Genomic DNA, 26,378 nt, shown 5'->3' with positions numbered 1-26,378 from the left:
AACGAAACCTGAACAAGCGAAGGCTTATGCATATTTCATTCGGGTATTTAAGATATTTCTGCAATGGTATTAGGCTATATAAAGCCGCATAGCCGGGGCTGATAACCCCCAGTTAGCGCTATCGGGCAGGCCATACATCCTTTAGCACTTTTCGTTTTACAGTTACTGCTATATGTTCTATCCAGCGAATTGTGCTTACATCTTGTAATACTTGCGGGGCCGAACACTTCCGTCATGACAGCCATTGAATCTGCTTTTGTGAATCTGGCTTACCCTCCGCGGCTCGATCTGGGGCCGCAGCTGACCCACGAACAACTTCTCGTCTCGATGCAATCGACCATGGCGCGCCACAAGGGCGGCCCGGTGTGGCTGTTCGCCTACGGTTCGCTGATCTGGCGCCCGGAATGTACGGCGGTGGAGCGGGTGCGCGGACGAGTCCATGGCTACCATCGTGGCTTGTACCTGTGGTCGCATGAGCATCGCGGAACGCCGGAAATGCCCGGGCTGGTATTTGGTCTGGATCGCGGCGGTTCATGCAGCGGCTTCGCCTATCGGCTGCCGGAAGAGAACCTCGACGCTGCGCTGTACGCGCTGTGGAAACGCGAGATGCCGTTCCCGTCCTATCGCCCGCACTGGCTGAACTGCCGGCTCGAAGATGGCAGTCAGGTTCAGGCGTTAGGGTTTGTTTTGGAGCGACACCTGCCCAGCTATGCCGGCAACTTGCCGGATCACGTGCTGAGTCAGGTGTTCGAAAGCGCTTGCGGGCGTTACGGCACCACTCGTGATTATGTCGAGCAGACCGTCCACGCCCTGCGCAGCCACGCCATGCCGGATCGAAATCTGGAGGCGCGGCTCAAGCGCTGTCAGTCAAAAGCCGATCAGGCGACGGCTTCGCGGCTCTGACTGGCGACTTGCTTGTGCCACAGGGTCGGGGCCAGGAAGGCCATCGACAGCAGGCAAGCGCCCACCAGCAGGACAAAACCACCGTTCCAGCCGAAGTGGTCAACGGTGTAGCCCATTGCCGCACTCGCCGCGACCGAACCACCCAGGTAACCGAACAGACCGGTGAAGCCCGCAGCCGTGCCGGCGGCTTTCTTCGGTGCCAGTTCCAGCGCCTGCAGGCCGATCAGCATCACCGGGCCATAGATCAGGAAGCCGATCGAGAACAGCGCGATCATGTCCACCGTCGGGTTGCCGGCCGGGTTCAGCCAGTACACCAGCGTCGCCACGGTCACCAGCGCCATGAACACCATGCCGGTCAGGCCACGATTGCCACGGAAGATCTTGTCCGACATCCAGCCGCACAGCAGCGTGCCCGGAATGCCCGCCCACTCGTAGAAGAAATAGGCCCACGAGGTTTTATCCACGGTGAAACCTTTGGCTTCTTTCAGGTAGGTCGGCGCCCAATCCAGTACGCCGTAGCGCAGCAGGTAAACGAACACGTTGGCCATGGCGATGTACCAGAGCATTTTGTTGCGCAGCACGTATTTGACGAAAATTTCCTTGGCGCTGAATTCGTCTTCGTGGCTGGCGTCGTAGCCTTCCGGGTAATCGTTCTTGTACTTCTCGATCGGCGGCAGGCCGACCGATTGCGGGGTGTCGCGCATGGTGATGAAGGCAAACACCGCCACGCCCAGCGCCACCGCTGCCGGAACGTAGAAGGCTGCGTGCCAGTCGTTGAACAGGCCCATGCCGATCAGGAACAGCGGGCCGATCAGACCGCCACCGACGTTATGCGCCACGTTCCACACCGAAACCACGCCGCCACGTTCCTTCTGCGACCACCAGTGCACCATGGTGCGTCCGCTCGGCGGCCAGCCCATGCCCTGGGCCCAGCCGTTGATGAACAGCAGGATGAACATCATGGTCACGCTGGACGTCGCCCACGGCGCGAAACCGAAAATGAACATCACCCCGGCTGACACCAGCAGGCCGAATGGCAGGAAGTAGCGCGGGTTGGAACGGTCGGACACCAGGCCCATCAGGAACTTCGACAGACCGTAGGCAATGGCGATGGCCGACATCGCCAGACCCAGATCGCCACGGCTGTAGCCTTCGTCGATCAGGTACGGCATGGCCAGCGAGAAGTTTTTGCGCAGCAGGTAGTAACCCGCGTAGCCAAAGAAGATACCGGCGAAGATCTGCCAGCGTAGGCGTCGGTAAGTACTGTCTATTTTTTCTTCAGGCAATGGAGCCTGATGTGCGGCAGGACGAAAGAAAGCAAACATTCAAGAGCTCCAGATTTCTTGTTTTGACTGCGGATGCGAATGTTACAGTTTCGTTACCGAAAATAGCACCGGTTCGCATTGGCAAAACAGGGGAAATGTTGGAATTCGCGCGTTCTTTTACGAACCTGTCGCTCAGCTGTAAGAACAGGGCGTTTTCACCACTTATCTACCTGGAGTGACTTAGACTCGCGGCCCGTTCAGCCGATTGATCAGCCGAGATAAGCAATGTCACTGAAGGTTCGCATGTTGGTGCCGAGATTTTTGGTGGCAGCGGGACTTGCGGTCGTGTTGCTGACATTGATCGTCACCGATCATCCTGCTCATTCCGGCCTGCGCAACGCTACGGTGCTGATCATTCGGCATGCGGAAAAACCGGATACAGGATCGGTGCTCAATGCCCGAGGCGAGCAACGCGCCGCCGCCTACGTCGACTATTTCAATCCGCTGAAACTCGACGGCCAGACGTTCACCCCCCAGCGTTTGATCGCTGCCGGCGATACCCCGGAAAGTTCGCGCTCACGCCTGACCCTGACCCCGTTGGCCCAGCGCTTGAACCTTGCGATCGAGCAGCCCTACGTCAATGGCGACCTGCATCAACTGGTCAAACTGTTGCGCAAGAGCAATCAGGCGCAGACGGTGCTGATTGCCTGGCACCACGGCCATATCAACAAACTGCTCAAAGCCTTTGGCGGTGACCCCACAGCCCTGATGGGGCAGGAAAAATGGCCGGATGAGGTCTTTGACTGGCTGATCGTCCTGCGCTTCGACGACAAGGGTCGGCTGATTCCGTCGCGCAGCCTGAAGGTGCAGGAGCACTTGTTGCCGGGCGACGTTGCTGGTGCGAGCGGCGGCTAAACGTCCGTCAGAAAATGTACCTGCCGTCATTTGCCCAGCGGTTTCGTCGGATTTCCCATCGGGATCAGGAAATGTCCTGCATTCAATAGCGAAGCTGCGCCATTCAGTAAAAAGACAGTGCTCCTTAAACTTTCTGTTGTTGCCGGACAGGCATCTCAATAGGGAAGGGGCGCGATCATGCGGTGGTTTTTTGCAGGGCTTTTATTGACGATCTTCAGTCTTGCACTGGCGGCAGAAGGGTTACTCATACCTGAAAACAACCCGCAGCCGATTTACCCGAAGAGGTTGTCCAGGGCAGGGGTCGAAGGCGAGGTCAGGGTCAGCTTTATCGTCAAGGCGGATGGCTCGGTCAGCGCGATCGACATCGTGCAAAGTGATCACCCCGATCTGGCTGAGGCGGTCAAAGACGCCATAACACAGTGGCGCTTCAGGCCCTGGACGATTGAAGACGGTCGGCCTGCGGAACAGCCCGTCGTGGCGCCGATGCTCTTTCGATTGGCCAGGGACCAGCCGATCGACATCAACCAGTGGCTGAAGTCAGTAAAGTGTCGCGTCATCAATGACGGTTTCAGGAACATGCCTGAGCACGCCTGGGTCGACGCAGAAGTGTTTAATTACACCCGTGCTTACGTTTCCAACGTGATTCTCAAGAGTCAGTTGGCCGATGAACAACGTCTGGCAATCATCGCCAAGATGAACCGGCGCGTACCGATGATCGTCAGAGGCTGCCGGGAAGCTCCTATGCGTAGCTACATGAGTTTTCTGCCGGGAGAGGTTCGTGAGTTGCTTTGAGCCAGCGACGCTGTGTTGCTGCCTGGCGCGAATCAGGCCGGCTCCGAGAGGTCACCGGCCAGAAAACACTCAGCGCACCTGCACCACCACCTTGCCCACCGCCTTGCGCTGCCCCAGATCGTTGATCGCCTGCGCCGCGTTGCTCAGCGGATACACCTGCGACACCAGCGGTTTCAACTTGCCCTCGGCGAACCAGTCGAACAGTTGCTGGAAGTTCGCCGCGTTGTCCTGCGGCTGGCGCTGGGCAAAGGAGCCCCAGAACACGCCGAGTACCGCGGCGCCCTTGAGCAGGGCGAGGTTGACCGGCAGCTCGGGGATGCGTCCGCTGGCGAAGCCGACCACCAGCAGGCGGCCGTTCCAGGCGATGGCGCGGATGGCCTGGTCAAACAGGTCGCCACCGACCGGGTCGTAGATCACGTCGGCGCCCTGGCCGTCGGTGAGGCGTTTGATTTCATCCTTGAGGCTGGTTTCGCTGTAGTTGATCAGTTCATCGGCGCCAGCGGCCTTGGCCACGGCGAGTTTCTCTGCACTGCTGGCGGCGGCGATGACCCGGGCACCCATGGCTTTGCCGATTTCCACCGCCGCCAGACCGACGCCACCGGAAGCGCCGAGCACCAGCAGGGTCTCGCCCGGTTGCAGGTTGGCCCGTTGCTTGAGGGCGTGCATCGAAGTGCCGTAGGTCATGCTGAACGCGGCGGCGGTGTTGAAATCCATCGACGGCGGGATCGGCAGCACGTTGTAGCCCGGCACCGCGACCTGTTCGGCGAAGCTGCCCCAGCCGGTCAGGGCCATGACCCGGTCGCCGACTTTCAGGTGGCTGACTTTCTCACCGACGGCGCTGACCACGCCGGCCGCTTCGCCCCCCGGCGAAAACGGGAAGGGCGGCTTGAACTGATACTTGCCCTCGATGATCAGCGTGTCCGGGAAGTTGACCCCGGCGGCGTGCACCTCCAGCAGGATTTCGTTCTTCTTCGCGACAGGACTGGCGACGTCTTCCAGCACCAGCGATTCGGCAGGGCCGAAGGCTTTGCACAGCACGGCTTTCATCAGGGCTATTCCTTTGGGAGTGATGGCCGATAAGTGTAGGTGTGTCAGTCAACGGGTCAACGAGCATGCCCGGCCCTGATAGTCAGCCATAAGCTTGTGCTTGCGCGGCGGGTCGTTATGCTAGGCCGCAAACCGGATAAGGAGCGAATTGTGAAAGCGTGGATCATGTTGTTGCTGGCCCTGTCTCTGCCTGTGGCAGCGCTGGCCGAAGAAGCCAAAGAAGGCGAGGCGCCGAAGGTCAATTACATCACCCTGAGCCCGCCGTTCGTGGGTAACTACGGGCTGGACGGCACGCCTAAGCTGAAGGTCTACAAGGCCGACGTGGCGCTGCGTGTAACGGGCGAAGAGGCGACCAAGCTGGTCAAGGCCAACGAGCCGCTGATCCGCAATCAACTGGTGGCGCTGTTCACTCAGCAGACAACCGAGGCGATGGGCAGCATCGAAGGCAAGGAAAAGCTGCGTCAGGAAGCCCTGAAGCAGACCCAGCAAGTGATGAATGACGAGACCGGCAAACCGGTGGTTGAAGATCTGTTGTTCAACAACCTGATCATTCAGTAACCACGCTGGCCGCTGTTCAGGACGCCAGGCTCTTGCGAAAGCGCGCCAGGGCGATAACGAAGAACAGCAGACCGATGGCCGTCAGCGCCAGCAAGTCCGGCCAGACCACGCTCAGCCCGGCGTCGCGAAACAGAATCGCGGCGCTGAGGCTGACAAAATGCGTGGACGGCGAGCCCTGCATGACCCACTGCAGCCACTGCGGCATGCTGTCCAATGGCGTGCTGCCGCCCGACAGCAGCAACATCGGGATGATCACCGGAATCGCCAGCAGACCGAACTGCGGCGTCGAGCGCGCCAGCGTCGCCAGAAAGATGCCCAGCGCGGTACTGGCAAACAGATAAACCGCAGTCACCAGCAAAAACAGGCTCATCGAGCCGGCCAACGGCACATTCAACAGGCCTTTGACCACCACCTCCAGCGACAGCCAGGTGCACAACACCACCACCAGCAGGTTGCTCCAGATTTTCGCCAGCATGATTTCCAGCGCCGTCAGTGGCAGCACCAGCAAATGGTCGAGCGTGCCGTGTTCGCGTTCGCGCAGCAGCGCCGTGCCGGTGAGGATGATCGCCAGAATAGTGATGTTGTTGACGATCTGAATCACCGCCAGAAACCAGCCGCCCTCCAGATTGGTGTTGAACAGGGCGCGAGTAGTCAGTTGCACGGGTGCCTTGGCCGCTGCACCGCCCTGACCGGCATAGTCGAGCAATTCGCGCTGGAAGATCCGGCCGATGTAGCCGGCGCCCATGAACGCCTGGCTCATGGCTGTGGCATCGACGTTGACCTGAATCGCCGGTTGCCGCGTGGCGAGCAAGTCGGTTTGAAAGCCCGCCGGAATATTGATCACGAAGGTGTACTCACCGCTGTCCATGACCTGATCCAGTTGCGCATAAGGCAGCAGCACCGGCGTCTGGAATTCCGGCGGCTGCAGGGCCTGGGCCAATTGGCGTGAGAGGGCGCTGTGGTCTTCGTCGACGATGGCCACGCTGGCGTTGTGCACGCCGATCACCGAACCGGCGGCGGGCATGTAAATCGCCACGGTGAAGGCGTAGAACAGGAACAGCAGCAACACGCTGTCATGGCGCAGGCTGGTCAGTTCCTTGAGTCCCAGGCGCAGGATGTGCGCGAACTTGTGCATCAGGCCTCCTGCTTTTTCAGCATGATCAGGCTCAGCCCGGTGAACCCGACAAAGAACCCGAACAGCGCCAGGCACTGTGGCCACAGCTGACGCAAGTCCAGCGCCTTGGTGAACGTACCCACCGCGATGTCGAGGAAGTGCCCCGCCGGAAACAGCATGCCCATCACTGCTGCCGCACCTTCCAGCGACGAGCGCGGCACGATCAGCCCGGAGAACTGGATGGTCGGCAGGCTGGTGATGATCATGGTGCCGAGGATCGCGGCGATTTGCGTGCGGGTGAACGCCGAGATCAGCAGGCCCATGCTGGTGGTCGCCAGCACGTACAGCAGGCCGCCGAATGCCAGCGTCAGCAGGCTGCCCTTGAACGGCACGCCGAACAGCCAGCGATTCATCGCCACCAGCAGCGCCAGGTTGACCAGACTGACCAGCAGGTACGGCGCCTGTTTGCCCAGCAGAAATTCGAGGCGGGTCAGGGGCGTGGCGTAGAAATTGGTGATCGACCCCAACTCCTTTTCGCGGACGATGCCCAGCGCCGTGAGCATCGCCGGAATGAAGGCGAGGATCAGCGCCATGACCCCGGGGCCAATAGCGTTGACGCTGACCACGTCCTGGTTGTAGCGAAAGCGGGTTTCCAGGCTGGCGGCCGCCGGGTGGGCCAGCGCGGGGCTGCTCTGCTCGGCCAGCTGTTGCAGATTGGCCAAGTGCACTGCTTCAACATAATTGCGGCTGGTTTCGGCGCGAAACGGCATGCCGCCATCCAGCCACGCCGCCACGGCGGGTTGGCGCCCGGCGTACAGATCGCGGCCGAATCCGGGGGGAATCTCAAGCGCCAGTTTGATTTCCGAGCGTTGCAGGCGCCGGTGCAGTTCCTGCGGATCATGAATGGCCGGCTGTTCGTCGAAGTAGCGGGAGCCGCGAAACGCCTCCAGATAAGCCCGGCTCTGCGGCGTCTGATCCTGGTCGTACACGGCGAACGCGAGGTTTTCCACGTCCAGCGAGATGCCGTAACCGAAAATCACCATCATGAAAATCGCCCCGGCCAAGGCGAACGCCATGCGCACCTTGTCGCGCAACAGCTCCTTGCCTTCGCGACTGGCCACGGCCAACAGGCGACCGAGGCTGAAACCATGGCGGGGCACTGGTGTTGTCGCTGCGCTCGGCGGTGCCATTTGCGGCTCGGCCACAGGCGCTGGTGGCTGAGCGCCCTGAGCCTGTTCCAGGCAGGTGACGAAGGCCGCTTCCAGCGTCTCGCCGGCAAACTGGCGTTGCAGCGCCGCCGGGGTGTCGCAGGCGAGAACTTTGCCCGCGTGCATCAGCGAGATGCGGTCGCAGCGCTGCGCTTCGTTCATGAAGTGCGTGGAGAGGAAGATCGTCACGCCCTGTTCGCGGGACAACTCGATCAACAGTCGCCAGAAATCATCACGGGCTGCCGGATCGACGCCGGAAGTCGGCTCGTCGAGAATCAGCACCTCCGGGCGGTGCAGCACCGCCACCGCCAGTGACAGACGCTGGCGCAGCCCCAATGGCAATGCTCCGGATGGCTGGTCGGCGACCGCGAGCAGATTGAAGCGCTGAATCAATGCCTCGATGCGTTGTGCGCTCTCGGTTTTGGGCAGGTCGAACAGCCGCGCGTGCAGTTCGAGGTTCTGCCGCACACTGAGTTCGCCATACAGCGAAAAACTCTGCGACATGAAGCCAACCCGCTTGCGCGTGGCCAGATCCTTGGCGTTCACCGGGTTGCCGAGCAGCGTCGCACTGCCTTCGCTGGCCGGCATCAGCCCGGTCAGGACTTTCATGGTGGTGGTCTTGCCGCAGCCGTTGGAGCCGAGAAAACCGAAAATCTCGCCACGGCCAATGGCAAAACTGACGTGATCCACGGCGGTGAAATCGCCGAAGCGCAGCGTCAGGTCGTGGGCTTCGATGGCGATGTCGCTGCTGTTGCCGGTGCGCGGTGGAATCACCAGCGGCTGAGCGTCATGCTGGCTGTCGCCCTGGAAATAGGTGAAGGCGTCATCGAGCTTGCCGCTGGGGGTGACGGTCGCCAGCTCGCGGCTCAGGCCGGTGGCGATCAACTTGCCGGCATCGAGCATCAGGCAATGCTCGAACTGCTCGGCTTCTTCCATATAGGCCGTGGCGACCAGCAGCGTCAGTTGCGGGCGCTGGCGTCGCACATCGTCGACCAACTCCCAGAAGCGCCGGCGCGAGAGCGGGTCGACGCCGGTGGTCGGCTCATCGAGGATCAGCAGATCCGGTTCATGGATCAGCGCGCAGCACAGCCCGAGTTTCTGCTTCATGCCGCCGGACAACTTGCCGGCGGGGCGCTCGGCGAACTTCAGCAGATCCGTGGCGAGCAACAGGCTGTGCATGCGCTGCTCGCTTTCAGCCTTGGACAGGCCGAACAGCGTCGAGAAGAACTGGATGTTCTCGCGGATCGACAGCTCCGGGTACAAGTTGCCGCCCAGCCCCTGCGGCATGAAGGCGATGCGCGCATAGAGTGTGTCGCGATGCCGGCGATCCTCGATCGCGCCACCGAGCACGTCCAGTTGCCCTTGCTGCAAGGTCTTCACGCCGGCAATCAACCCCAGCAGGCTGGACTTGCCCGCACCATCAGGGCCGATCAGCCCGCAACGGGTGCCGGCGGGCAGGCTGAAGGTGATGTCGCTCAGCGCTTGCTGTTTGCCGTAGCGGTGGGCGATACCGTTTGCTTGAACCGCAAGGTTGCTCATTGCAGATTGGCCGGCCATTCGACGGGTGCGATCCGCACGTAACCGGCCCCGGGCATGCCGGGCTTGGCCTGCGGCACAGCGCTGGGCTGGAGCAGGCGCAGCTTGACGCGGAACACCAGTTTTTGCCGCTCGTCGCGGGTTTCGACCTCTTTGGGAGTGAACTGCGATTTGGCTGCGACGAAGCTGATTTTTGCCGGCAGCGGGTTATCGGGCAAAGCATCGAGCAGCACGCGCGCCTCATCGCCCACCGCCAGGCGCCCGGCCACCGCGGCTGACAGATAGAGGTTCATGTATTGGTCGTTGGGATCGATCAGCAACAGCACGCGACCACCGGCCCCCAGCACTTCGCCGGGCTCGGCCATGCGCAGCTGGATCACGCCATCAATCGGCGCGCGCAGACTGCTGTCGTCAATTTCACTGGTCAACTGTGCGACTTGAGCCTGTGCCGCGCCAATTGCCGCACTGACAGCAGACACTTGGGCCCGGGCGGCGACAACGGCAGCGTTGCCAGTGCCGATGCGTGACTGCAGCTGATCGATGATCTGCGCGCTGACATAACCGTGCTTGAACAGTGATTGCGAACGCCCGAGCTCTTGCTGGGCCAGCAGCAGTTCACTCTGGCGCAACTGCACGTTGGCCTGAGCGGCGTTGAGATTCTCCCGGGCGCGCAACACTTCGGCTTCGGCCTGATTACGCTGGGCTTCAAGGGTGCGGGTGTCCATGCGTGCCAGCAATTGCCCTTTGCTGACCTTGTCGCCTTCGTCGACCAGTACTTCGGCGAGGCGCCCAGGAGTCTTGCTGGCGATCTGCACTTCGGTGGCTTCCAGCCGCCCGTTGCCCATCGACAGTCCTTCGACCAGGCGGCTGCTGATGGACATCCAGTAACCGAGTCCGCCAGCGATGGCGAGTAATACCAAGAGCGAACCGGCGTATAGAAGTGAAGAACGGCTGTGCGTCGACATGGGGGCATCCTGCGGCTGTGGCTTGCAGTCTGACTGTTCAAGCGTTCCATTCGCTTGATGTCAGTCAAATGAGCGCCAAGCCTAGCCCCTTTTGCCGGTAAAAACCGTGACTGGCGAGTTCTCAGCGCAAACCGAGTACGGCGGCCCACTGTTCGGCCGTCACCGGCATCACCGACAGGCGACTGCCTTTTTGCACCAGCGGCATTTCGGCCAGCGCAGTCTGCTGTTTCAGGTAATCGAGCTTCAGCACCCGGGCAAACGTCTCGACGTGTGCCACATCAATCGCACTCCAGGCGTTTTTCTCGGGTGTGGCCTTCGGGTCGAAGTAATGGCTCTCGGGTTCCAGTGCGGTGGGATCCGGGTACGCCGCCTCGATTATGTTGCCGATTCCGGCGATACCCGGCTCCGGGCAACTGGAGTGGTAGAAAAAGAACTCATCGCCCACCGCCATCGCCCGCAGGAAGTTGCGCGCCTGATAGTTGCGAACCCCGTCCCAGCGCGCTTTGCCGAGTTTCTCCAGATCTTTGATCGAGAGTTCGTCGGGCTCGGATTTCATCAGCCAATAGGCCATGTCTTTTGCTCCTCAAGCGGTCATTGGGCAGGTTGTCGGGCAATTTTATGACAAACCGACGGTCGGTTGACGTCAGCATTTGCGCCCGGGTTCACGTTGTCGCAAAATGCCGGCCTTTAAAGCTTGACGCTGCTGCACGGCCTACGAACGGAAACCGCTGCTGTCATCGTGATGATGTGCCTTGAGGGGGGCAATCGATGAAACGCAAACCGGATTTGCTATGGACTTTGGTTATTTTGTTCGGCCTTGGCGTCGTAACCACCGGTTATGCGCAAAGTCTGTGGACGAGCAAGACCGATGCTCCGGTTGAAGTCGCGCAACAGGTCCAACAGTCGACTGCCTTCAAGCGCTGAAACTGCCTTCCCGACGCCGCTGATCTGCGCGGCGTCTATCCTGCGAAATACCACGCCTTATCGGTGACCGTGCCCTGCAACGGTACATCCCAGCTGGCCTGCGCCAGGCGTTCGACCTTCTGACATTCATGGGCCAGGCCCAGCAACGTCGGCTTGCGCCAGTTCTTGCGCCGGGCCAGGTACGCCAGACTGCGATCATAGAAACCGCCGCCCATCCCCAGGCGTCCGCCAACATCGTCAAACCCCACCAGTGGCAACAACACCAGGTCCAGGGTCCAGATCTTGCGCTGATGAGCCAGATTGGCCCGAGGCTCAAGAATACGGAAGCGATTGGGCTTGAGCTTGTCGCCGGGGCGAATCCGCTGGAACACCATTTTGGTTCGCGGCCAGGTGCTGAGCACCGGCAGATACGTGGCTTTGCCGCGACGCTGGGCTTCACGCAGCAGCAGGCGCGGGTCGATTTCACCGTCGGTGGGCAGATACAGAGAGATGTGTTTCGCCCGGCGGAAATGCGGGTCTTGCGCCAGTTGGCGGAACAGGCCTTTGGCGGCCTGTCGTTGTTCACCGGCCGTCAGCGCGCGGCGCGCCTTGCGCAGCAGGCGGCGGAGTTGCGGGCGGGGCAGCAGCGCAGGTTCGGTCATGGTTCGGCTTCGGCAGGTGAGGGCGAAAACGCACGCATAAAAAATCCGATGCCGGCAAAAACCGGCATCGGATTCGAATCAGGCTCCCCGGATGAACCGCTGTCAACTTAGCCCTTGAACCCGAAAGTTCAAGGTGGAGGATGCAGTAGACTTTAAGGCTTTCCGTCTGGCGGACATGCACACCAGCCCAACGTGCAACCTCCAGGGTAGTGCAAATCGGCTCAGGGACATCGTCAACTGGCAAGCACCCCAGGGAGTGCGGCGAGTATACCTCAAGCGGCCTGGCGAATCAGCCCTTGCTGATGTCCGGATCGTCGGCCAGCACCAGATCGACACGATCGAGCAAGTCGCGCACCTGTTCACGGGTCGAGCCGCTGGCCTGGATGTCCGGGCGCTCTTCTTTGTGCAAGAGGTCGTGGGTGATGTTCAGCGCAGCCATCACCGCAATACGGTCGGCGCCGATGACTTTACCGCTGCTGCGGATCTCGCGCATCTTGCCGTCCAGGTAGCGGGCGGCGCTGACCAGATTGCTGCGTTCTTCCTGGGGGCAGATGATCGAATATTCTTTGTCGAGGATCTGCACGGTAACGCTATTGCTTGAACTCATGAGTCTTGCTCCAGGGCCTTGAGGCGCGAAATCATCGATTCGACCTTACGCCGGGCGATTTCGTTTTTTTCAATGAGGTGAGCGCGTTCCTCGCGCCAGGTCTTTTCCTGAGCTAGTAAGAGTGCGTTTTGACTCTTTAGTTGCTCGACTCGGCTAATCAGCTTTTCGAGTCTGGCCATCAGCGCTTGCAGGTCGGTGTCTTCCATTGTGTCCACTGAATTCATCTGATGGGCGGCAGGCGCCTGGCTGGCGGACAGCCTTTAATAGTCTTGGCGAGTCTGTCGATGTAGGATACAAGGCCTTCATTCTAGACATAGCGCCGTCTGGCGCCTAGCTGCCCATGACCATTGCGAATTCCCCGTACCAAGCCTTTGCCACCCTGCTGACGTCCAGCGGCCACAACGTCTCGCCTGCCGAACTGCACGGCCTGCTGCTCGGCCGAAGCTGCGCCGGTGCCGGCTTCAACGCCGACGAGTGGCTGATCGATGCCGCCGAACTTCTGGAAAACGAGCCACAGGACAACGTCCGCAACGCCCTGATCGGCCTGCAAGAGATGGTCAAGGGTGAGTTGACCGGCAGCGACGTCACCGTCGTTCTGCTGCTGCCGACCGATGACGCGCCCCTGGCCGACCGCGCCGCCGCACTGGGCCAATGGTGCCAGGGCTTTCTCAGCGGTTTCGGCCTGAACTGCCGCGACAGCAGCATGCTCAGCACTGAAGCCACCGAAGTGCTGCAGGATCTGGCGGCGATCTCCCAGGTGCAAGACGCTCTGGAAGAATCCGAAGACGGCGAAAGCGACTACATGGAAGTCATGGAATACCTGCGCGTCGCGCCGCTGCTGCTGTTCTCGGAAACCAGGAAAACCGACGTGCCGCCAGCCGCCAAGCCGTCGCTGCATTAATCGCGTGCCAGGGAAAGCCATCTGCCCATGACCCATATCCCCAAAGCGGAATACAGCCGTCGCCGCAAGGCCCTGATGGCGCAGATGGAACCCAACAGCATCGCGATCCTGCCCGCCGCCGCAGTGGCGATCCGCAACCGCGACGTCGAGCACGTCTACCGTCAGGACAGCGACTTTCAGTACCTCAGCGGTTTCCCCGAGCCGCAAGCCGTCATCGTCCTGATGCCCGGCCGCGAGCACGGCGAGTACGTGCTGTTCTGCCGCGAGCGCAATGCCGAACGCGAGTTATGGGACGGCCTGCGCGCCGGCCAGGAAGGCGCAATCCGTGATTACGGCGCTGACGACGCGTTCCCGATTACCGACATCGACGACATCCTGCCGGGCCTGATCGAAGGCCGCGACCGGGTGTATTCGGCGATGGGCAGCAACCCGGAGTTCGACCGCCATCTGATGGACTGGATCAACGTGATCCGCTCCAAAGCGCACCTCGGCGCCCAGCCACCGAACGAATTCGTTGCCCTGGATCACCTGTTGCACGACATGCGCCTGTATAAATCGGCGGCAGAAGTGAAGGTGATGCGCGAAGCCGCGCGGATTTCCGCTCAGGCGCATATCCGCGCGATGCAGGCCAGCCGGCCGGGACTGTACGAATACAGCCTGGAAGCCGAACTCGATTACGAATTCCGCAAGGGCGGGGCGAAGATGCCGGCCTACGGTTCCATCGTCGCCGCCGGGCGCAACAGTTGCATCCTGCATTACCAGCAGAATGACGCGCTGCTCAAGGACGGTGATCTGGTGTTGATCGACGCCGGTTGCGAAATCGACTGCTACGCCAGCGACATCACCCGCACCTGGCCGGTCAACGGCAAGTTTTCCGCCGAGCAGAAAGCGATTTACGAACTAGTGCTGGCCTCGCAGGAAGCCGCATTCGCTGAAATCGCCCCGAACAAAAACTGGAATCAGGCGCACGAAGCCACGGTCAGGGTGATTACCGCAGGTCTGGTCAAGCTCGGAATCCTGCAAGGCGAGGTCGATGAGTTGATCGCGACCGAAGCCTATAAAGCGTTTTACATGCACCGTGCCGGCCATTGGCTGGGCATGGATGTACATGACGTTGGCGAGTACAAAGTCGGCGGCGAATGGCGGGTGCTGGAGGTCGGCATGGCGCTGACCGTGGAGCCGGGCATCTACATCGCCCCGGACAACCAGCACGTAGCGAAGAAATGGCGCGGCATTGGCGTGCGCATCGAGGATGACGTGGTAGTGACCAAGACCGGTTGTGAAATATTGACCAGCGGCGTACCGAAAACCGTTGCCGAAATCGAAGCGCTGATGGCGCAAGCACGGACACACGCGGCATGAGTCGAGTCAATCTGGCAATCATCGGTGGCGGCCTGGTCGGCGCCAGTCTGGCGTTGGCCTTGCAGGCCGGGGCCAAGGCCCGCGGCTGGAAAATCGTCCTGATCGAACCGTTCGCCCCCGGCGACAGCTGGCAGCCGAGCTACGACGCGCGTTCGTCGGCGCTGTCCTTCGGTTCGCGGCAGATCTATCAACGGCTGGGCGTGTGGCAGGAAATCTCCCGCCGCGCCGAGCCGATCAAACAGATTCACGTGTCCGACCGTGGCCGCTTCTCCACCGCCCGTCTGTCGGCGATGGAAGAGGGCGTGCCGGCCTTGGGCTACGTGGTGGAAAACGCCTGGCTCGGCCAGTGCCTGTGGCAGCACCTGGATAAAGACGTGATCAGCTGGCGCTGCCCGGCGGAAGTCACGCGCATGGAGCCGCTGCCTGACGGCTATCGCCTGACCCTCAATGATGAAACCACCGTCGAGTGCGATCTGGCGGTGCTGGCGGACGGCGGCCGTTCCGGTTTGCGCGAGCAACTGGGCATCAACGTGCGCAAGCGTCCGTACAACCAGAGCGCGCTGATCGCCAACATCACCCCGAGCGAATCACACAACGGCATGGCCTTCGAGCGCTTCACCGACGAAGGGCCGATGGCCTTGCTGCCGCTGCCGGACAACCGTTGCGCACTGGTCTGGACCCGCCTGGGCATGGATGCGCAACGCCTGGCAGACCTCAGCGAGCGCGATTTCCTCAGCGAACTGCAGGGTGTGTTCGGCTACCGCCTCGGCACCTTGAAACAGGTCGGCGCGCGGCATTTGTATCCGTTGTCGCTGGTCGAGGCCGAAGAGCAAGTACGCTCGCATCTGGCCGTACTCGGCAATGCCGCGCACAGCCTGCACCCGATTGCCGGACAAGGTTTCAATCTGTCCCTGCGCGACGCCGATGCCTTGGCCGCCGCACTGCTCGCCAGTGACCAGCCGCTGGGCGACTTCGCCACCTTGCAGGCCTATCGCGAGCGGCAGCGTCTGGATCAGGAGCTCACCGTGGGCTTCTCCGATCAGGTCACCCGGCTTTTCGGCAGCACCCAGCCGCTGGTCTCGCTGGGCCGCAACATCGGCCTGCTCGGTCTCGATCTGTTGCCACCGGCCAAGCGCTGGTTTGCTCGTCAGGCCATGGGGCTGGGGACGCGGCCGGATGCTTGAGCGGCGGGTCGGCACTTTCACTTTCAGCAGCGCGCCGCCAACTGGCGCGCTCGCTAAAACCTTTTACGAGCGGCGCATGCCGCCAGCGAGACAGGCTTAAAGCATGGAAATGCGCGCAGATCTGCTGATTGTCGGAGCCGGAATGGTCGGCAGCGCCCTCGCGTTGGCGTTGCAGGACAGCGGCCTGGAAGTGTTGCTGCTCGACGGCAGCCCGCTGAGCGTCAAACCGTTCGACGCCGCCGCGCCGTTCGAGCCGCGAGTGAGCGCCTTGTCGGCGGCCAGCCAGCGGATACTCGAACGCCTTGGCGTCTGGGACGGCATCGCCAAGCGCCGCAGCAGCCCCTACACCGACATGCACGTGTGGGACGGCAGCGGCACCGGGCAGATTCATTTCTCGGCGAGCAGTGTGCATGCCCAAGTGCTCGGTCATATCGTCGAAAACCGTGTGGTGCAGGATGCCTTGCTCGATCGCTTGCACGATTGCGATCTGGGCATGCTGGCCAACGCACGGCTGGAACAGATGCGTCGCTCCGGCGACGACTGGCTGCTGACCCTGGCCGATGGTCGGCAGTTGCGTGCGCCGCTGGTGATTGCGGCGGACGGTGCGAATTCGGCGGTGCGCCGTCTGACCGGCGTCGCCACCCGCGAGTGGGATTACTTGCACCACGCCATCGTCACCAGCGTGCGCAGCAGCAAGCCGCACCGGATGACAGCGTGGCAGCGTTTCACCGATCACGGGCCGCTGGCGTTTCTGCCGTTGGAGCGTGACGGGCAGCAGGACTGGTGCTCGATCGTCTGGTCGACCACGCCGAGTGAAGCCGAACGCCTGATGGCGCTGGATGAAACCGCATTCTGTAGTGAGCTGGAGCGAGCCTTCGAAGGTTGCCTGGGCGAAGTCGTCAGTGCTGATCCACGGCTGTGTGTGCCGTTGCGTCAACGCCACGCCAAACGCTATGTGGCCGAAGGCCTGGCACTGATCGGCGACGCCGCGCACACCATTCACCCGTTGGCCGGGCAGGGGGTGAACCTGGGTTTCCTCGATGCGGCGGTGCTGGCTGAAGTGTTGTTGCAGGCGGCGGAACGCGGCGAACGGCTGGCGGACGTGAAAGTGCTGAGTCGTTACGAGCGTCGGCGCATGCCGCACAACCTGGCATTGATGGCGGCGATGGAGGGCTTCGAGCGTCTGTTCCAGGCTGACCCGTTGCCGGTGCGCTGGTTGCGCAACGCCGGATTGAAACTGGTGGAGCAGATGCCGGAGGCCAAGGCGTTGTTTGTGCGTGAGGCGCTGGGGTTGACCGGGGATCTGCCGGTACTGGCCAAACCCTGAGATCTGTTTGAGGCTGATGGCCCCTTCGCGAGCAAGCCCGCTCCCACATTGGAATGCATTTCAAGGGTGGGAGCGGGCTTGCTCGCGAAGGGGCCAGAACCGACGCCATGAATTTCAGCTTGTGCAACATCTGGTAACTCCTTGCCCAAGTGTTCGATTGAGCTGGTAAATGTGAGTCCTTATCATTTGGCCCACATTTTCCGACCGAGAGATCACTCCCATGTTGGCACCCAAGCGTCTCCTGACCGCACTGGCCCTGACCCTGATCGGCAGCACTGCCGCCCAGGCCGCCGACGAGGTGGTGGTCTACTCCTCGCGTATCGATGAGTTGATCAAACCGGTGTTCGACGCCTACACCGCGAAAACCGGGGTGAAGATCAAGTTCATCACCGACAAGGAAGCGCCGCTGATGCAGCGGATCAAGGCCGAGGGCGAAAACGCCACCGCTGACCTGCTGCTGACCGTCGATGCCGGCAACCTCTGGCAGGCCGAGCAGATGGGCATCCTGCAGCCGTTTACCTCGAAGACCATCGACGCCAACATTCCCGCGCAATACCGCTCTTCCAGCCACGCCTGGACCGGCCTGAGCCTGCGCGCGCGGACCATCGCCTATTCCACCGAACGGGTGAAACCAGGCGAGCTGACCACCTACGAAGCGCTGGCCGACAAGAATTGGGAAGGGCGTCTGTGCCTGCGCACGGCGAAGAAGGTCTACAACCAGTCGCTGACCGCGACCATGATCGAAGTGCACGGCGCCGAGAAGACCGAGAAGATCCTCAAGGGCTGGGTCAACAACCTGTCCACCGATGTGTTCTCCGACGACGTTGCGGTGCTGGAGGCGATCAACGCCGGGCAGTGCGACGTCGGCATCGTCAACACCTACTACTACGGTCGTTTGCACAAGCAGAAGCCCGACCTGCCGGTGAAACTGTTCTGGCCGAATCAGGCCGACCGCGGCGTGCATGTAAACCTGTCCGGTATCGGCCTGACCCAACATGCACCGCACCCGGAAGCAGCCAAGGCGCTGGTCGAATGGATGACCACACCTGAAGCGCAGAAAATCTTCGCCGACGTCAACCAGGAGTTTCCGGCCAACCCGGCAGTGAAACCTTCGGAAGAAGTGGCGGCGTGGGGCAAGTTCGTCGCTGACACCTTGCCGGTGGAAGTGGCGGGCAAGCGTCAGGCGGAAGCGATCCGGATGATGGATCGGGCGGGTTGGAACTAAAACCTGGTTATATCCTGTGGCGAGGGGATTTATCCCCGATCGGATGCGCAGCATTCGTAAAGGCTACGCCCGCGGTGTATCAGTACGCCTTGATTGACGACATTGGGGGTGCTTCGCACCCCATCGGGGATAAATCCCCTCGCCACAATTGGGGCTGGCGTTACGCTTGCGCCGATCCACGATTTATTAGAGAACCCCCTTGGCCCACCCCGCCCAACGCCGCTGGTACCCCATCGTCCTCGCCATTGCCGCGCTGGTGCTGTTGCCCCTGAGTGTCCTGCTGCTGTCGTGGCAGACCATCGATCAGCAGATCTGGTCGCACCTGTGGGAAACCCAGATGCCGCGCCTGCTCGGCAACACCCTGACGCTGGTGCTCGGCGTTGGCGTCGGTGTGACGCTGCTCGGTGTCAGTCTGGCGTGGCTCACCAGCCTCTGCGAGTTTCCCGGACGGCGCTGGCTCGACTGGGCGCTGATGCTGCCGTTCGCCATCCCGGCCTACGTGCTGGCGTTTGTCTTCGTCGGTCTGCTGGACTTTGCCGGCCCGGTGCAGACCCTGCTGCGTGAGTGGTTCGGCAGCGGCCTGCGCCTGCCGCGCGTGCGCTCCACCGGCGGGGTGATTGTGGTACTGGTGCTGGTGTTTTATCCCTACGTCTACCTGCTGGCGCGCACCGCGTTTCTCGCGCAGGGCAAAGGCTTGATGGAGGCGGCGCGGGTACTCGGGCAATCGCCATGGCAGGCGTTCTGGCGGGTGGCGTTGCCGATGGCGCGTCCGGCGATTGGCGCCGGTGTGGCGCTGGCGCTGATGGAGACGCTGGCGGATTTCGGCGCGGTGTCGGTGTTCAACTTCGACACCTTCACCACCGCCATCTACAAGACCTGGTACGGCTTCTTCAGCCTGCCGAGCGCCGCACAACTGGCGAGCCTGTTGTTGCTGGTTGTGATGCTGGTGCTGTACGGAGAGCGGCGCGCCCGTGGCGCCAACCGGGCGAGCAACGAGCGCCCCAGGGTCAAGGCGTTGTATCAGCTGCGTGGGCTAAAGGCGTTCGCGGCGACCGGCTGGTGCACGTTGGTGTTTGCCTGCGCGTTCGTGATTCCGTTGCTGCAACTGCTCGTATGGTTCTGGCAGCGCGGGCGCTTCGATCTCGATGAGCGTTATGCCGGGCTGATCCTGCACACCCTGTATCTGGGCGGCATGGCGGCGTTGATCACCGTCAGCGTCGCGCTGCTGCTGGCGTTTGCCCGACGTCTGGCGCCGACCCGGGCAATCCGTTCCGGGGTCAGTCTGGCCAATCTTGGTTATGCGCTGCCGGGTTCGGTGCTGGCGGTGTCGATCATGCTGGCGTTCAGTTATCTCGACCGCGAACTGGTTATTCCGCTGTCGGGCTGGCTCGGCGGCGCCGGCAAACCATTGCTGCTGGGCAGTCTGGCGGCGTTGCTGATGGCCTATCTGGTGCGCTTTATCGCGGTGGCCTACGGACCACTGGAAAACAGTCTGGCGCGTATACGGCCTTCATTGCCCGAAGCGGCACGTAGTCTGGGTGTCAGTGGGCCGCGACTGTTTTTCAAAGTGTATCTGCCGCTGTTGCTGCCCGGCACACTGAGCGCGGCGTTGCTGGTGTTCGTCGATGTGCTCAAGGAAATGCCCGCGACCCTGCTGATGCGCCCGTTTGGCTGGGACACGCTGGCGGTGCGGATCTTCGAAATGACCAGTGAAGGGGAATGGGCGCGGGCATCGCTGCCGGCGCTGACCCTGGTGTTCGTCGGCCTGTTACCGGTCATCGGCCTGATCCGCCGCTCGGCGCACCGAAACACTTAGTCGTCAGCCCTGAATCATGCGGCTACAATGCGCGGCATTCGGTGCGGTTCGTCTGACAGACCCGTTCGCTGAAATCGGCTGAAAGCCTTCTATTTCGCGGCTTTCACCCCGTACAGCGGCTGTCCGCACCTTCGCCACGCCCGGAAGGAGAAACCCATGGGACAGCGTACGCCTCTGTATGACCTGCATCTCGCCCTCGGCGCGAAGATGGTCGATTTTGGCGGTTGGGACATGCCACTGCATTACGGCTCGCAGGTCGAGGAACACCACGAGGTGCGCCGCGATTGCGGGGTGTTCGATGTTTCCCATATGACCGTTATCGACGTTGATGGCCCACAGGCCAAGGCTTGGCTGCAGCATTTGCTGGCCAATGACGTCGAGCGCCTGCACCGCCCCGGCCGTGCGCTCTACAGCACGATGCTCAACGAACGTGGCGGCATCGTCGACGACATGATCGTCTATCGCCTCGAAGACCGTTATCGCCTGGTGTTCAACGCCTCCACCCGCGATCAGGATCTGGCCTGGATGCAGGCGCAGGTCGCCGGTTACGACGTGCAATTGCACGAGCGTCAGGATCTGGCAATGCTCGCCATTCAAGGCCCGCAGGCCCGGCACAAGATTGCCGAACTGGTGACCCAGTCCCGCGCGGCACTGATCCATCACCTCAAGCCGTTCGAAGCCGAAGTCGATGGCGACTGGTTTATTGCGCGTACTGGTTACACCGGTGAGGACGGCCTGGAAATCGCCATGCCGGCCGATCAGGCCCCGGGGTTCTTCTACGATCTGGTCGGTGCCGGCATTTCGCCAATCGGCCTCGGTGCCCGCGACACCCTGCGGGTCGAAGCCGGGATGAACCTCTACGGCCAGGACATTCATCAGGATGTCTCGCCGCTGGCGTCCAATATGGCCTGGAGCATCGCCTGGGAACCGGCCTCGCGGCAGTTCATCGGTCGCTCGGCGCTGGAAGCGGAAAAAGCCGCCGGCGTTGCGCACAAACTGGTGGGTCTGGTGCTTGAGGAGCGCGGTGTTTTGCGCGCCCATCAAGTGGTTCGTATCGCCGATGTTGGCGAAGGAGAGATCACCAGTGGTAGTTTCTCTCCTACGCTAAGCAAATCGATTGCCCTGGCGCGTGTACCGATGGCTACCGCCGACCGCGCCGAAGTGGAAATCCGTGGCAAGTGGTATCCGGTACGAGTGGTCAAACCGACCTTCGTGCGCCATGGTAAAACCTTGATCTGACCTTTTCCGGCGGGCCTGACCGCTGACAATTTTCTTGAGGACACCGAGCATGAGCAATATCCCCGCTGAACTGCGTTTTGCCGAAAGTCATGAATGGGCACGCCTGGAAGCCGACGGCACCGTTACCGTGGGCATCAGCGATCACGCGCAGGAAGCGCTGGGCGATGTGGTGTTCGTTGAACTGGCCGAAGTCGGCAAGGTGTTTGCTGCCGGTGAGGCTGCCGGTGTTGTCGAGTCGGTGAAGGCCGCGTCCGACATCTACTCCCCGATCGGCGGTGAAGTGATCGCGGTCAACGAAACGCTGGCTGACTCGCCGGAAGAGCTGAACAACGATCCGTACGCCGCATGGATCTTCAAGCTCAAGCCAAGCGACAAGGCCGAGCTGGACAAGCTGCTGGACGCTGCTGCCTACAAGGCTGCCATCGGCGAATAAGCAGACTGTAAGACTGCAAAAGCCCCGATCTCTCGGGGCTTTTTTGTAGGCGTCGATCAGGCGTCGCGCAATACCGCTTTCACTGCCGCCACCGAACGCTCGACGTCGTCCTTGGTCATGGTGGTGAACATCGGCAATGACACGATCAAGCGTCCAACGCGCTCGGCAACTGGCAACATGCCTTCCTTGAACCCGCGCTCGCGGTACAGGCTCAGCAAGTGGATCGGCGGGTAGTGATAGCCGATGCCGATGCCTTTGGCCTGCATCTGCTCCATGAACGTGGCGCGGGCCGGCAAGCCGTCCTTGCGCTCCGGCAGGACCAGTTGGAACAGGTGCCAGTTGCTCTGGGTAAAGTCCGCCGGTGGCAGTTGGGCGCCATAAGTCGCTTCAAAGTCATCGCCAAAACATTTGAAGTAGTGCCGGGCCAGTTCCTGACGATGGGCGGTCAGCGCCTCGATATGGGCGAATTGACCCAGACCGATGGTGGCGGCGATGTCGGTCATGTTGAACTTGCCACCGAGCACATCGACGTCCAGACCATCAAAGCCGTTGCGGGTCACGCCCTGCAGGCGGTACTTCTCCGCCAGCCGCGCCTCTTCCGGGGTGTTCAGCACCAGGCAGCCGCCCTCGGAGCAGGTGACGTTCTTGTTCGCCTGAAAGCTGAACGACACGAAATCGCCGGTGGCGCCGATGCGCTGGCCGTTCCAGCTCGAACCCAGGGCCTGAGCGGCGTCTTCGACGATACGCAGATTGTGTTTGCGCGCGATGGCATATAGCCGATCCATATCCACTGGCAGACCGGCGAGGTACACCGGAATCAGCGCTTTGGTGCGCGGGGTGATGGCCGCTTCCAACTGGTCCAGATCGATGTTGCGGGTCACCGGATCGATGTCGGCAAACACTGGTGTGGCGCCGACTTCGAGGATCACGTTGGCGGTGGCGACCCAGGAAATCGGCGTGGTGATCACTTCGTCACCCGGCCCGATGCCGGCGATGCGCAAGGCGATTTCCATGGTGCAGGTGCCGGAGTTGAAGGTGCGCACCGGGCGTCCGCCGAAGTATTCCGACAACTGTGCTTCAAAGGCCTGGACCTTCGGCCCGCTGGTGATCCAGCCGGAACGCAGCACATCGCCGACGGCGGCAATCGTGGCTTCATCAATGACAGGTTTGGAAAACGGCAGGAACGGCAGTTGGTTCATGAGGATTGGATCATCCGAAGGTTGGACGCCTGATGCAGGCGCTACAGCATGCCCCGGAACCCCCTCTGCCGCCAAGCCGTGCGCGTCGGGATCGGCTGCTATGCTGGTTTGACCGTGTTGCATTGACGCCGAGCGCCAGCCAAGAGAGAGCCCGTCATGTCCCAGTTGCCATCCTTGAGCCAGTTACGCGACCCCGAAGCCTTTCTGCGCCGCCATTTGGGCCCCGACGCCGCCGAACAACAGGCGATGCTCGACAGCCTCGGTCTGGGCAGCCGGGTCGAACTGATCGAGCAGACGGTGCCGCCGGGCATTCGCCTGAATCGGGCGCTGGACTTGCCGCCGGCCCTTGATGAGCAGGCGGCGCTGGCCAAGCTGCGCAGTTACGCCGAGCAGAATCAGGTCTGGACCAGCCTGATCGGCATGGGCTACCACGGCACGCTCACGCCGACGGTCATCCTGCGCAATGTGCTGGAAAATCCCGGTTGGTACACCGCCTACACCCCGTATCAACCGGAGATCGCCCAGGGCCGTCTCGAAGCGTTGCTGAATTTTCAGCAACTGACCATCGACCTCACCGGGCTTGAACTGGCCAACGCCTCGTTGCTCGACGAAGCCACCGCCGCTGCAGAAGCCATGGCGCTGGCCAAGCGGGTGGCGAAGTCGAAGAGCAATCTGTTTTTCGTCGATGAGAACTGTCATCCGCAAACCATCTCCGTGGTGCAGACCCGCGCCGAAGGTTTCGGCTTCGAGCTGATCATCGACGCTGTGGATAACCTCAACCAGCATCAGGTGTTCGGCGCGTTGCTGCAGTATCCCGACACTCACGGCGAGATCCGTGATCTGCGTCCGGTCATCGATCAGTTGCACGCGCAGCAGGCGTTAGCGTGTGTCGCCACCGATCTGCTGAGCCTGTTGCTGCTGACACCGCCGGGTGAACTGGGCGCGGACGTGGTGTTCGGTTCGTCCCAGCGCTTTGGCGTACCGATGGGCTACGGTGGCCCGCACGCAGCGTTTTTTGCCAGCCGTGAGGAGTACAAACGGGCGATTCCGGGACGGATCATCGGCGTGTCGAAAGACGCTCGTGGCAACGTCGCGTTGCGCATGGCCCTGCAAACCCGTGAGCAACATATTCGCCGCGAGAAGGCCAACTCGAATATCTGCACCGCGCAGGTGCTGCTGGCCAACATCGCCAGTTGCTACGCGGTGTATCACGGGCCGCAAGGCTTGAAACGCATCGCCCAGCGCGTGCACCGCTTGACCTGCATCCTGGCGGCGGGCCTTGAGCGCCATGGCATCCAAAGGATCAACGCACAGTTTTTCGACACCCTCACGCTGGAGGTGGGTGGTGCGCAGACCGCGATCACTGACAGTGCCAGGGCCGCGCAGATCAACCTGCGGATTCTCGGCCGTGGCCGAGTGGGGTTGAGCCTCGACGAGACGTGCGATGAAAACACGGTGGCGAAGCTGTTCGATGTGCTGCTCGGTGCCGATCATGGTTTGAACGTCGACGACATTGACGCAGAAGCACTGGTTTCCGGCATTCCCGACCAGCTGCAGCGCAACACGCCGTACCTGCGCCACCCGGTGTTCAACGCGCATCACAGCGAAACCGAGATGCTGCGCTACCTCAAGCAACTGGAGAACAAGGATCTGGCGCTTAACCAGTCGATGATCCCGCTGGGCTCCTGCACCATGAAACTCAACGCCACCAGCGAGATGATCCCGATCACCTGGCCGCAGTTCGCCAATCTGCACCCGTTCGCGCCACGGGAACAGGCGGTCGGTTACACCTTGATGATTGAAGAACTGGAGCGTTGGTTGTGCGCGATCACCGGGTTCGATGCGATCTGCATGCAGCCCAATTCCGGCGCTCAGGGCGAGTACGCCGGGCTGCTGGCGATTCGCAAATATCACGAGAGCCGGCAGCAGGGCGCGCGGGATATCTGCCTTATCCCCTCCTCGGCCCATGGCACCAACCCGGCCTCGGCGCAGATGGCCGGGATGCGCGTGGTGATCGTCGAGTGCGACGAGGCCGGCAACGTCGATCTGGGCGATCTGAAAACCAAGGCTGCCGAGGCGGGGGACAAGTTGTCGTGCCTGATGGCGACCTATCCATCGACTCACGGCGTGTATGAGGAGGGTATCAGCGAGATCTGCGAAGTTATCCACCAGCACGGCGGGCAGGTGTACATGGACGGCGCCAATCTCAATGCGCAGGTCGGGCTGGCGCGGCCGGCGGACATCGGCGCCGACGTGTCGCACATGAACCTGCACAAGACTTTCTGCATTCCCCACGGCGGTGGCGGGCCGGGCATGGGGCCGATCGGTATTCGTGCGCATCTGGCGCCGTTCGTTGCCAATCACCCGGTGGTGCCGATTGACGGCCCGCTGCCACAGAACGGCGCGGTCAGCGCGGCGCCGTGGGGCAGTGCGAGCATTTTGCCGATCAGCTGGATGTACATCGCGATGATGGGGCCGCAACTGGCGGATGCCAGCGAAGTGGCGATCCTCGCGGCGAACTATCTGGCGCAGCATTTATCCGGCGCATTCCCGGTGCTCTACACCGGGCGCAACGGGCGGGTGGCCCATGAATGCATTCTTGATCTGCGGCCGTTGAAGGCGCAGACCGGGATCAGTGAAGAGGACGTCGCCAAGCGCCTGATGGACTATGGTTTCCATGCGCCGACCATGTCATTCCCGGTGCCAGGGACGTTGATGGTCGAGCCAACCGAGAGCGAGTCCAAGGCCGAACTCGACCGGTTTATCGGCGCGATGCTGAGCATCCGCGCGGAAATCACCGAAGTGCAGAACGGCAACTGGCCGGCGGAAGACAACCCGCTCAAGCGTGCTCCACATACCTTGGCCGACGTCACCGGAGTCTGGGAGCGGCCTTACAGCATCGAGCAGGGCATCACCCCGGATGCACACACCAAGGCGCACAAGTATTGGCCGGCGGTGAATCGGGTGGATAACGTCTATGGGGATCGCAATCTGTTTTGTGCCTGCGTCCCGGTAGACGATTACCGCTGATCTTCAGGCAACACGCAGAGCCATTGTGGGAGCGGGCTTGCTCGCGAAGGCGTCGTGTCAGAGAAATACATGTGTCTGACCCACCGCCTTCGCGAGCAAGCCCGCTCCCACAGGTGGGTGTGGTGAGTTCGACATTACGGGCAAAAAAATGCCGCTCGATCGAGCGGCATTTTTGTTGGCGCCCTGC

At 61.8% G+C, this 26,378-nt stretch carries 24 protein-coding genes and 1 other RNA gene; 14 read left to right on the top strand and 11 right to left on the bottom strand.

Translation table 11 applies throughout. The features are described from left to right. The first annotated feature begins 234 nt into the window (after positions 1–234). A complete protein-coding gene (locus ACOYXG_RS25790) occupies positions 235–903 on the top strand; it encodes a gamma-glutamylcyclotransferase (RefSeq protein WP_460354746.1) in 669 nt (222 codons plus the stop codon). On the opposite strand, the gene glpT is transcribed toward ACOYXG_RS25790, so the two are convergent. Next, complete coding sequence (gene glpT / locus ACOYXG_RS25785; RefSeq protein ID WP_027610481.1) at positions 879–2,228, bottom strand: glycerol-3-phosphate transporter; 1,350 nt, start codon at positions 2,226–2,228, stop codon at positions 879–881. The two genes, ACOYXG_RS25790 and glpT, sit on opposite strands and share 25 nt — an antisense overlap. Before the next feature lie 225 nt (positions 2,229–2,453). On the opposite strand from glpT, the gene ACOYXG_RS25780 reads away from it, so the two are divergent. Both ACOYXG_RS25780 and ACOYXG_RS25775 read left to right on the top strand, forming a co-directional pair. Then, a complete protein-coding gene (locus ACOYXG_RS25780; protein WP_027610482.1) occupies positions 2,454–3,083 on the top strand; it encodes a hypothetical protein in 630 nt (209 codons plus the stop codon). A 177-nt stretch (positions 3,084–3,260) separates the two neighbouring features. After that, positions 3,261–3,875, top strand: a complete 615-nt coding sequence (locus ACOYXG_RS25775) for an energy transducer TonB (RefSeq protein ID WP_027610483.1) — start codon at positions 3,261–3,263, stop codon at positions 3,873–3,875. Between the two features lie 69 nt (positions 3,876–3,944). Here ACOYXG_RS25775 and ACOYXG_RS25770 read toward each other — a convergent pair whose 3' ends face one another. Next, the gene (locus tag ACOYXG_RS25770; protein ID WP_096796130.1) at positions 3,945–4,922 is read right to left on the bottom strand and encodes an NADPH:quinone oxidoreductase family protein; all 978 of its coding nucleotides are present in this window, start codon (positions 4,920–4,922) and stop codon (positions 3,945–3,947) included. A gap of 150 nt (positions 4,923–5,072) precedes the next feature. On the opposite strand from ACOYXG_RS25770, the gene ACOYXG_RS25765 reads away from it, so the two are divergent. Beyond that, a complete protein-coding gene (locus ACOYXG_RS25765) occupies positions 5,073–5,480 on the top strand; it encodes a flagellar basal body-associated protein FliL (RefSeq protein WP_027610485.1) in 408 nt (135 codons plus the stop codon). A gap of 16 nt (positions 5,481–5,496) precedes the next feature. Here the strand turns inward: ACOYXG_RS25765 and ACOYXG_RS25760 are convergent, their stop codons facing one another. The 4 genes from ACOYXG_RS25760 to ACOYXG_RS25745 all read right to left on the bottom strand — a co-directional run bounded on the left by ACOYXG_RS25760 (position 5,497) and on the right by ACOYXG_RS25745 (position 10,874). Continuing rightward, positions 5,497–6,615 (bottom strand): ABC transporter permease, encoded by a 1,119-nt coding sequence (locus tag ACOYXG_RS25760; RefSeq protein ID WP_097089562.1) that lies wholly within the window; start codon positions 6,613–6,615, stop codon positions 5,497–5,499. Then, entirely contained in the window at positions 6,615–9,341 is a 2,727-nt protein-coding gene (rbbA, locus tag ACOYXG_RS25755; RefSeq protein WP_460354738.1) for a ribosome-associated ATPase/putative transporter RbbA, read from the bottom strand. The genes ACOYXG_RS25760 and rbbA overlap by 1 nt, the downstream gene beginning before the upstream one ends. Further along, on the bottom strand, positions 9,338–10,303 hold the full coding sequence (locus ACOYXG_RS25750; protein ID WP_460354735.1) for an HlyD family secretion protein: 966 nt from the start codon (positions 10,301–10,303) through the stop codon (positions 9,338–9,340). Before ACOYXG_RS25750 ends, rbbA begins: the two co-directional genes overlap by 4 nt. A 121-nt stretch (positions 10,304–10,424) precedes the next feature. Next, a complete protein-coding gene (locus ACOYXG_RS25745) occupies positions 10,425–10,874 on the bottom strand; it encodes an EVE domain-containing protein (protein ID WP_115988661.1) in 450 nt (149 codons plus the stop codon). A gap of 197 nt (positions 10,875–11,071) precedes the next feature. Between ACOYXG_RS25745 and ACOYXG_RS25740 the strand changes: the two genes are divergently transcribed. Then, the gene (locus ACOYXG_RS25740; protein ID WP_003229308.1) at positions 11,072–11,227 is read left to right on the top strand and encodes a hypothetical protein; all 156 of its coding nucleotides are present in this window, start codon (positions 11,072–11,074) and stop codon (positions 11,225–11,227) included. 35 nt (positions 11,228–11,262) lie between these two features. On the opposite strand, the gene ACOYXG_RS25735 is transcribed toward ACOYXG_RS25740, so the two are convergent. The 4 genes from ACOYXG_RS25735 to ACOYXG_RS25720 form a co-directional block, all read right to left on the bottom strand. After that, positions 11,263–11,868, bottom strand: a complete 606-nt coding sequence (locus tag ACOYXG_RS25735; RefSeq protein WP_103368191.1) for a 5-formyltetrahydrofolate cyclo-ligase — start codon at positions 11,866–11,868, stop codon at positions 11,263–11,265. An 80-nt stretch (positions 11,869–11,948) separates the two neighbouring features. Beyond that, positions 11,949–12,127: non-coding RNA, 6S RNA (ssrS, locus tag ACOYXG_RS25730), on the bottom strand. 30 nt (positions 12,128–12,157) lie between these two features. Beyond that, entirely contained in the window at positions 12,158–12,475 is a 318-nt protein-coding gene (locus tag ACOYXG_RS25725; protein ID WP_007967943.1) for a cell division protein ZapA, read from the bottom strand. Further along, positions 12,472–12,681 (bottom strand): TIGR02449 family protein, encoded by a 210-nt coding sequence (locus tag ACOYXG_RS25720; protein WP_047597101.1) that lies wholly within the window; start codon positions 12,679–12,681, stop codon positions 12,472–12,474. Before ACOYXG_RS25720 ends, ACOYXG_RS25725 begins: the two co-directional genes overlap by 4 nt. A 134-nt stretch (positions 12,682–12,815) precedes the next feature. On the opposite strand from ACOYXG_RS25720, the gene ACOYXG_RS25715 reads away from it, so the two are divergent. The 8 genes from ACOYXG_RS25715 (at position 12,816) to gcvH (ending at position 21,962) form a co-directional block, all read left to right on the top strand. Further along, positions 12,816–13,376: a YecA/YgfB family protein gene (locus tag ACOYXG_RS25715; protein ID WP_103368192.1), complete on the top strand. Its 561-nt coding sequence runs from the start codon at positions 12,816–12,818 to the stop codon at positions 13,374–13,376. 27 nt (positions 13,377–13,403) lie between these two features. Then, positions 13,404–14,738: a Xaa-Pro aminopeptidase gene (pepP, locus tag ACOYXG_RS25710; protein ID WP_183782965.1), complete on the top strand. Its 1,335-nt coding sequence runs from the start codon at positions 13,404–13,406 to the stop codon at positions 14,736–14,738. Further along, complete coding sequence (ubiH, locus tag ACOYXG_RS25705; RefSeq protein WP_460354727.1) at positions 14,735–15,922, top strand: 2-octaprenyl-6-methoxyphenyl hydroxylase; 1,188 nt, start codon at positions 14,735–14,737, stop codon at positions 15,920–15,922. The genes pepP and ubiH overlap by 4 nt, the downstream gene beginning before the upstream one ends. Positions 15,923–16,031: 109 nt before the next feature. Then, positions 16,032–17,249: a 2-octaprenyl-3-methyl-6-methoxy-1,4-benzoquinol hydroxylase gene (locus ACOYXG_RS25700; protein ID WP_460358551.1), complete on the top strand. Its 1,218-nt coding sequence runs from the start codon at positions 16,032–16,034 to the stop codon at positions 17,247–17,249. A 220-nt stretch (positions 17,250–17,469) separates the two neighbouring features. After that, a complete protein-coding gene (locus tag ACOYXG_RS25695; RefSeq protein WP_460354724.1) occupies positions 17,470–18,474 on the top strand; it encodes an extracellular solute-binding protein in 1,005 nt (334 codons plus the stop codon). 199 nt (positions 18,475–18,673) lie between these two features. After that, positions 18,674–20,290, top strand: a complete 1,617-nt coding sequence (locus ACOYXG_RS25690) for an ABC transporter permease (RefSeq protein WP_460354721.1) — start codon at positions 18,674–18,676, stop codon at positions 20,288–20,290. Between the two features lie 156 nt (positions 20,291–20,446). Beyond that, complete coding sequence (gcvT, locus tag ACOYXG_RS25685; RefSeq protein ID WP_097089577.1) at positions 20,447–21,529, top strand: glycine cleavage system aminomethyltransferase GcvT; 1,083 nt, start codon at positions 20,447–20,449, stop codon at positions 21,527–21,529. Positions 21,530–21,578: 49 nt separating this feature from the next. Beyond that, complete coding sequence (gene gcvH, locus ACOYXG_RS25680) at positions 21,579–21,962, top strand: glycine cleavage system protein GcvH (RefSeq protein WP_027610498.1); 384 nt, start codon at positions 21,579–21,581, stop codon at positions 21,960–21,962. Between the two features lie 56 nt (positions 21,963–22,018). Here the strand turns inward: gcvH and ACOYXG_RS25675 are convergent, their stop codons facing one another. After that, positions 22,019–23,161, bottom strand: coding sequence for a DegT/DnrJ/EryC1/StrS family aminotransferase (locus ACOYXG_RS25675; protein WP_096796140.1), 1,143 nt, complete (start codon positions 23,159–23,161; stop codon positions 22,019–22,021). A 156-nt stretch (positions 23,162–23,317) separates the two neighbouring features. Here ACOYXG_RS25675 and gcvP point away from each other — a divergent pair, with 156 nt between their 5' ends. Continuing rightward, on the top strand, positions 23,318–26,191 hold the full coding sequence (gene gcvP, locus ACOYXG_RS25670; protein WP_460354716.1) for an aminomethyl-transferring glycine dehydrogenase: 2,874 nt from the start codon (positions 23,318–23,320) through the stop codon (positions 26,189–26,191). Positions 26,192–26,378 lie beyond the last annotated feature (187 nt).

The sequence above is a fragment of the Pseudomonas sp. G3-39 genome (assembly GCF_054790485.1).
Note: the sequence above shows the minus strand (reverse complement) of the source record. Positions and strands in the feature narration are given on the sequence as shown.

Excerpts from the sequence above, each read along its gene's own strand:
- ACOYXG_RS25740 (WP_003229308.1), top strand. The coding sequence starts at position 11,072 with ATGAAACGCAAACCGGATTTGCTATGGACTTTGGTTATTTTGTTCGGC.
- gcvT (WP_097089577.1), top strand. The coding sequence starts at position 20,447 with ATGGGACAGCGTACGCCTCTGTATGACCTGCATCTCGCCCTCGGCGCG.
- ubiH (WP_460354727.1), top strand. The coding sequence starts at position 14,735 with ATGAGTCGAGTCAATCTGGCAATCATCGGTGGCGGCCTGGTCGGCGCC.
- gcvH (WP_027610498.1), top strand. The coding sequence starts at position 21,579 with ATGAGCAATATCCCCGCTGAACTGCGTTTTGCCGAAAGTCATGAATGG.
- gcvP (WP_460354716.1), top strand. The coding sequence starts at position 23,318 with ATGTCCCAGTTGCCATCCTTGAGCCAGTTACGCGACCCCGAAGCCTTT.
- ACOYXG_RS25745 (WP_115988661.1), bottom strand. The coding sequence starts at position 10,874 with ATGGCCTATTGGCTGATGAAATCCGAGCCCGACGAACTCTCGATCAAA.
- ACOYXG_RS25760 (WP_097089562.1), bottom strand. The coding sequence starts at position 6,615 with ATGCACAAGTTCGCGCACATCCTGCGCCTGGGACTCAAGGAACTGACC.
- glpT (WP_027610481.1), bottom strand. The coding sequence starts at position 2,228 with ATGTTTGCTTTCTTTCGTCCTGCCGCACATCAGGCTCCATTGCCTGAA.
- ACOYXG_RS25790 (WP_460354746.1), top strand. The coding sequence starts at position 235 with ATGACAGCCATTGAATCTGCTTTTGTGAATCTGGCTTACCCTCCGCGG.
- pepP (WP_183782965.1), top strand. The coding sequence starts at position 13,404 with ATGACCCATATCCCCAAAGCGGAATACAGCCGTCGCCGCAAGGCCCTG.
- rbbA (WP_460354738.1), bottom strand. The coding sequence starts at position 9,341 with ATGAGCAACCTTGCGGTTCAAGCAAACGGTATCGCCCACCGCTACGGC.
- ACOYXG_RS25700 (WP_460358551.1), top strand. The coding sequence starts at position 16,032 with ATGCGCGCAGATCTGCTGATTGTCGGAGCCGGAATGGTCGGCAGCGCC.
- ACOYXG_RS25780 (WP_027610482.1), top strand. The coding sequence starts at position 2,454 with ATGTCACTGAAGGTTCGCATGTTGGTGCCGAGATTTTTGGTGGCAGCG.
- ACOYXG_RS25750 (WP_460354735.1), bottom strand. The coding sequence starts at position 10,303 with ATGTCGACGCACAGCCGTTCTTCACTTCTATACGCCGGTTCGCTCTTG.
- ACOYXG_RS25695 (WP_460354724.1), top strand. The coding sequence starts at position 17,470 with ATGTTGGCACCCAAGCGTCTCCTGACCGCACTGGCCCTGACCCTGATC.
- ACOYXG_RS25675 (WP_096796140.1), bottom strand. The coding sequence starts at position 23,161 with ATGAACCAACTGCCGTTCCTGCCGTTTTCCAAACCTGTCATTGATGAA.
- ACOYXG_RS25720 (WP_047597101.1), bottom strand. The coding sequence starts at position 12,681 with ATGGAAGACACCGACCTGCAAGCGCTGATGGCCAGACTCGAAAAGCTG.
- ACOYXG_RS25735 (WP_103368191.1), bottom strand. The coding sequence starts at position 11,868 with ATGACCGAACCTGCGCTGCTGCCCCGCCCGCAACTCCGCCGCCTGCTG.
- ACOYXG_RS25770 (WP_096796130.1), bottom strand. The coding sequence starts at position 4,922 with ATGAAAGCCGTGCTGTGCAAAGCCTTCGGCCCTGCCGAATCGCTGGTG.
- ACOYXG_RS25775 (WP_027610483.1), top strand. The coding sequence starts at position 3,261 with ATGCGGTGGTTTTTTGCAGGGCTTTTATTGACGATCTTCAGTCTTGCA.
- ACOYXG_RS25715 (WP_103368192.1), top strand. The coding sequence starts at position 12,816 with ATGACCATTGCGAATTCCCCGTACCAAGCCTTTGCCACCCTGCTGACG.
- ACOYXG_RS25725 (WP_007967943.1), bottom strand. The coding sequence starts at position 12,475 with ATGAGTTCAAGCAATAGCGTTACCGTGCAGATCCTCGACAAAGAATAT.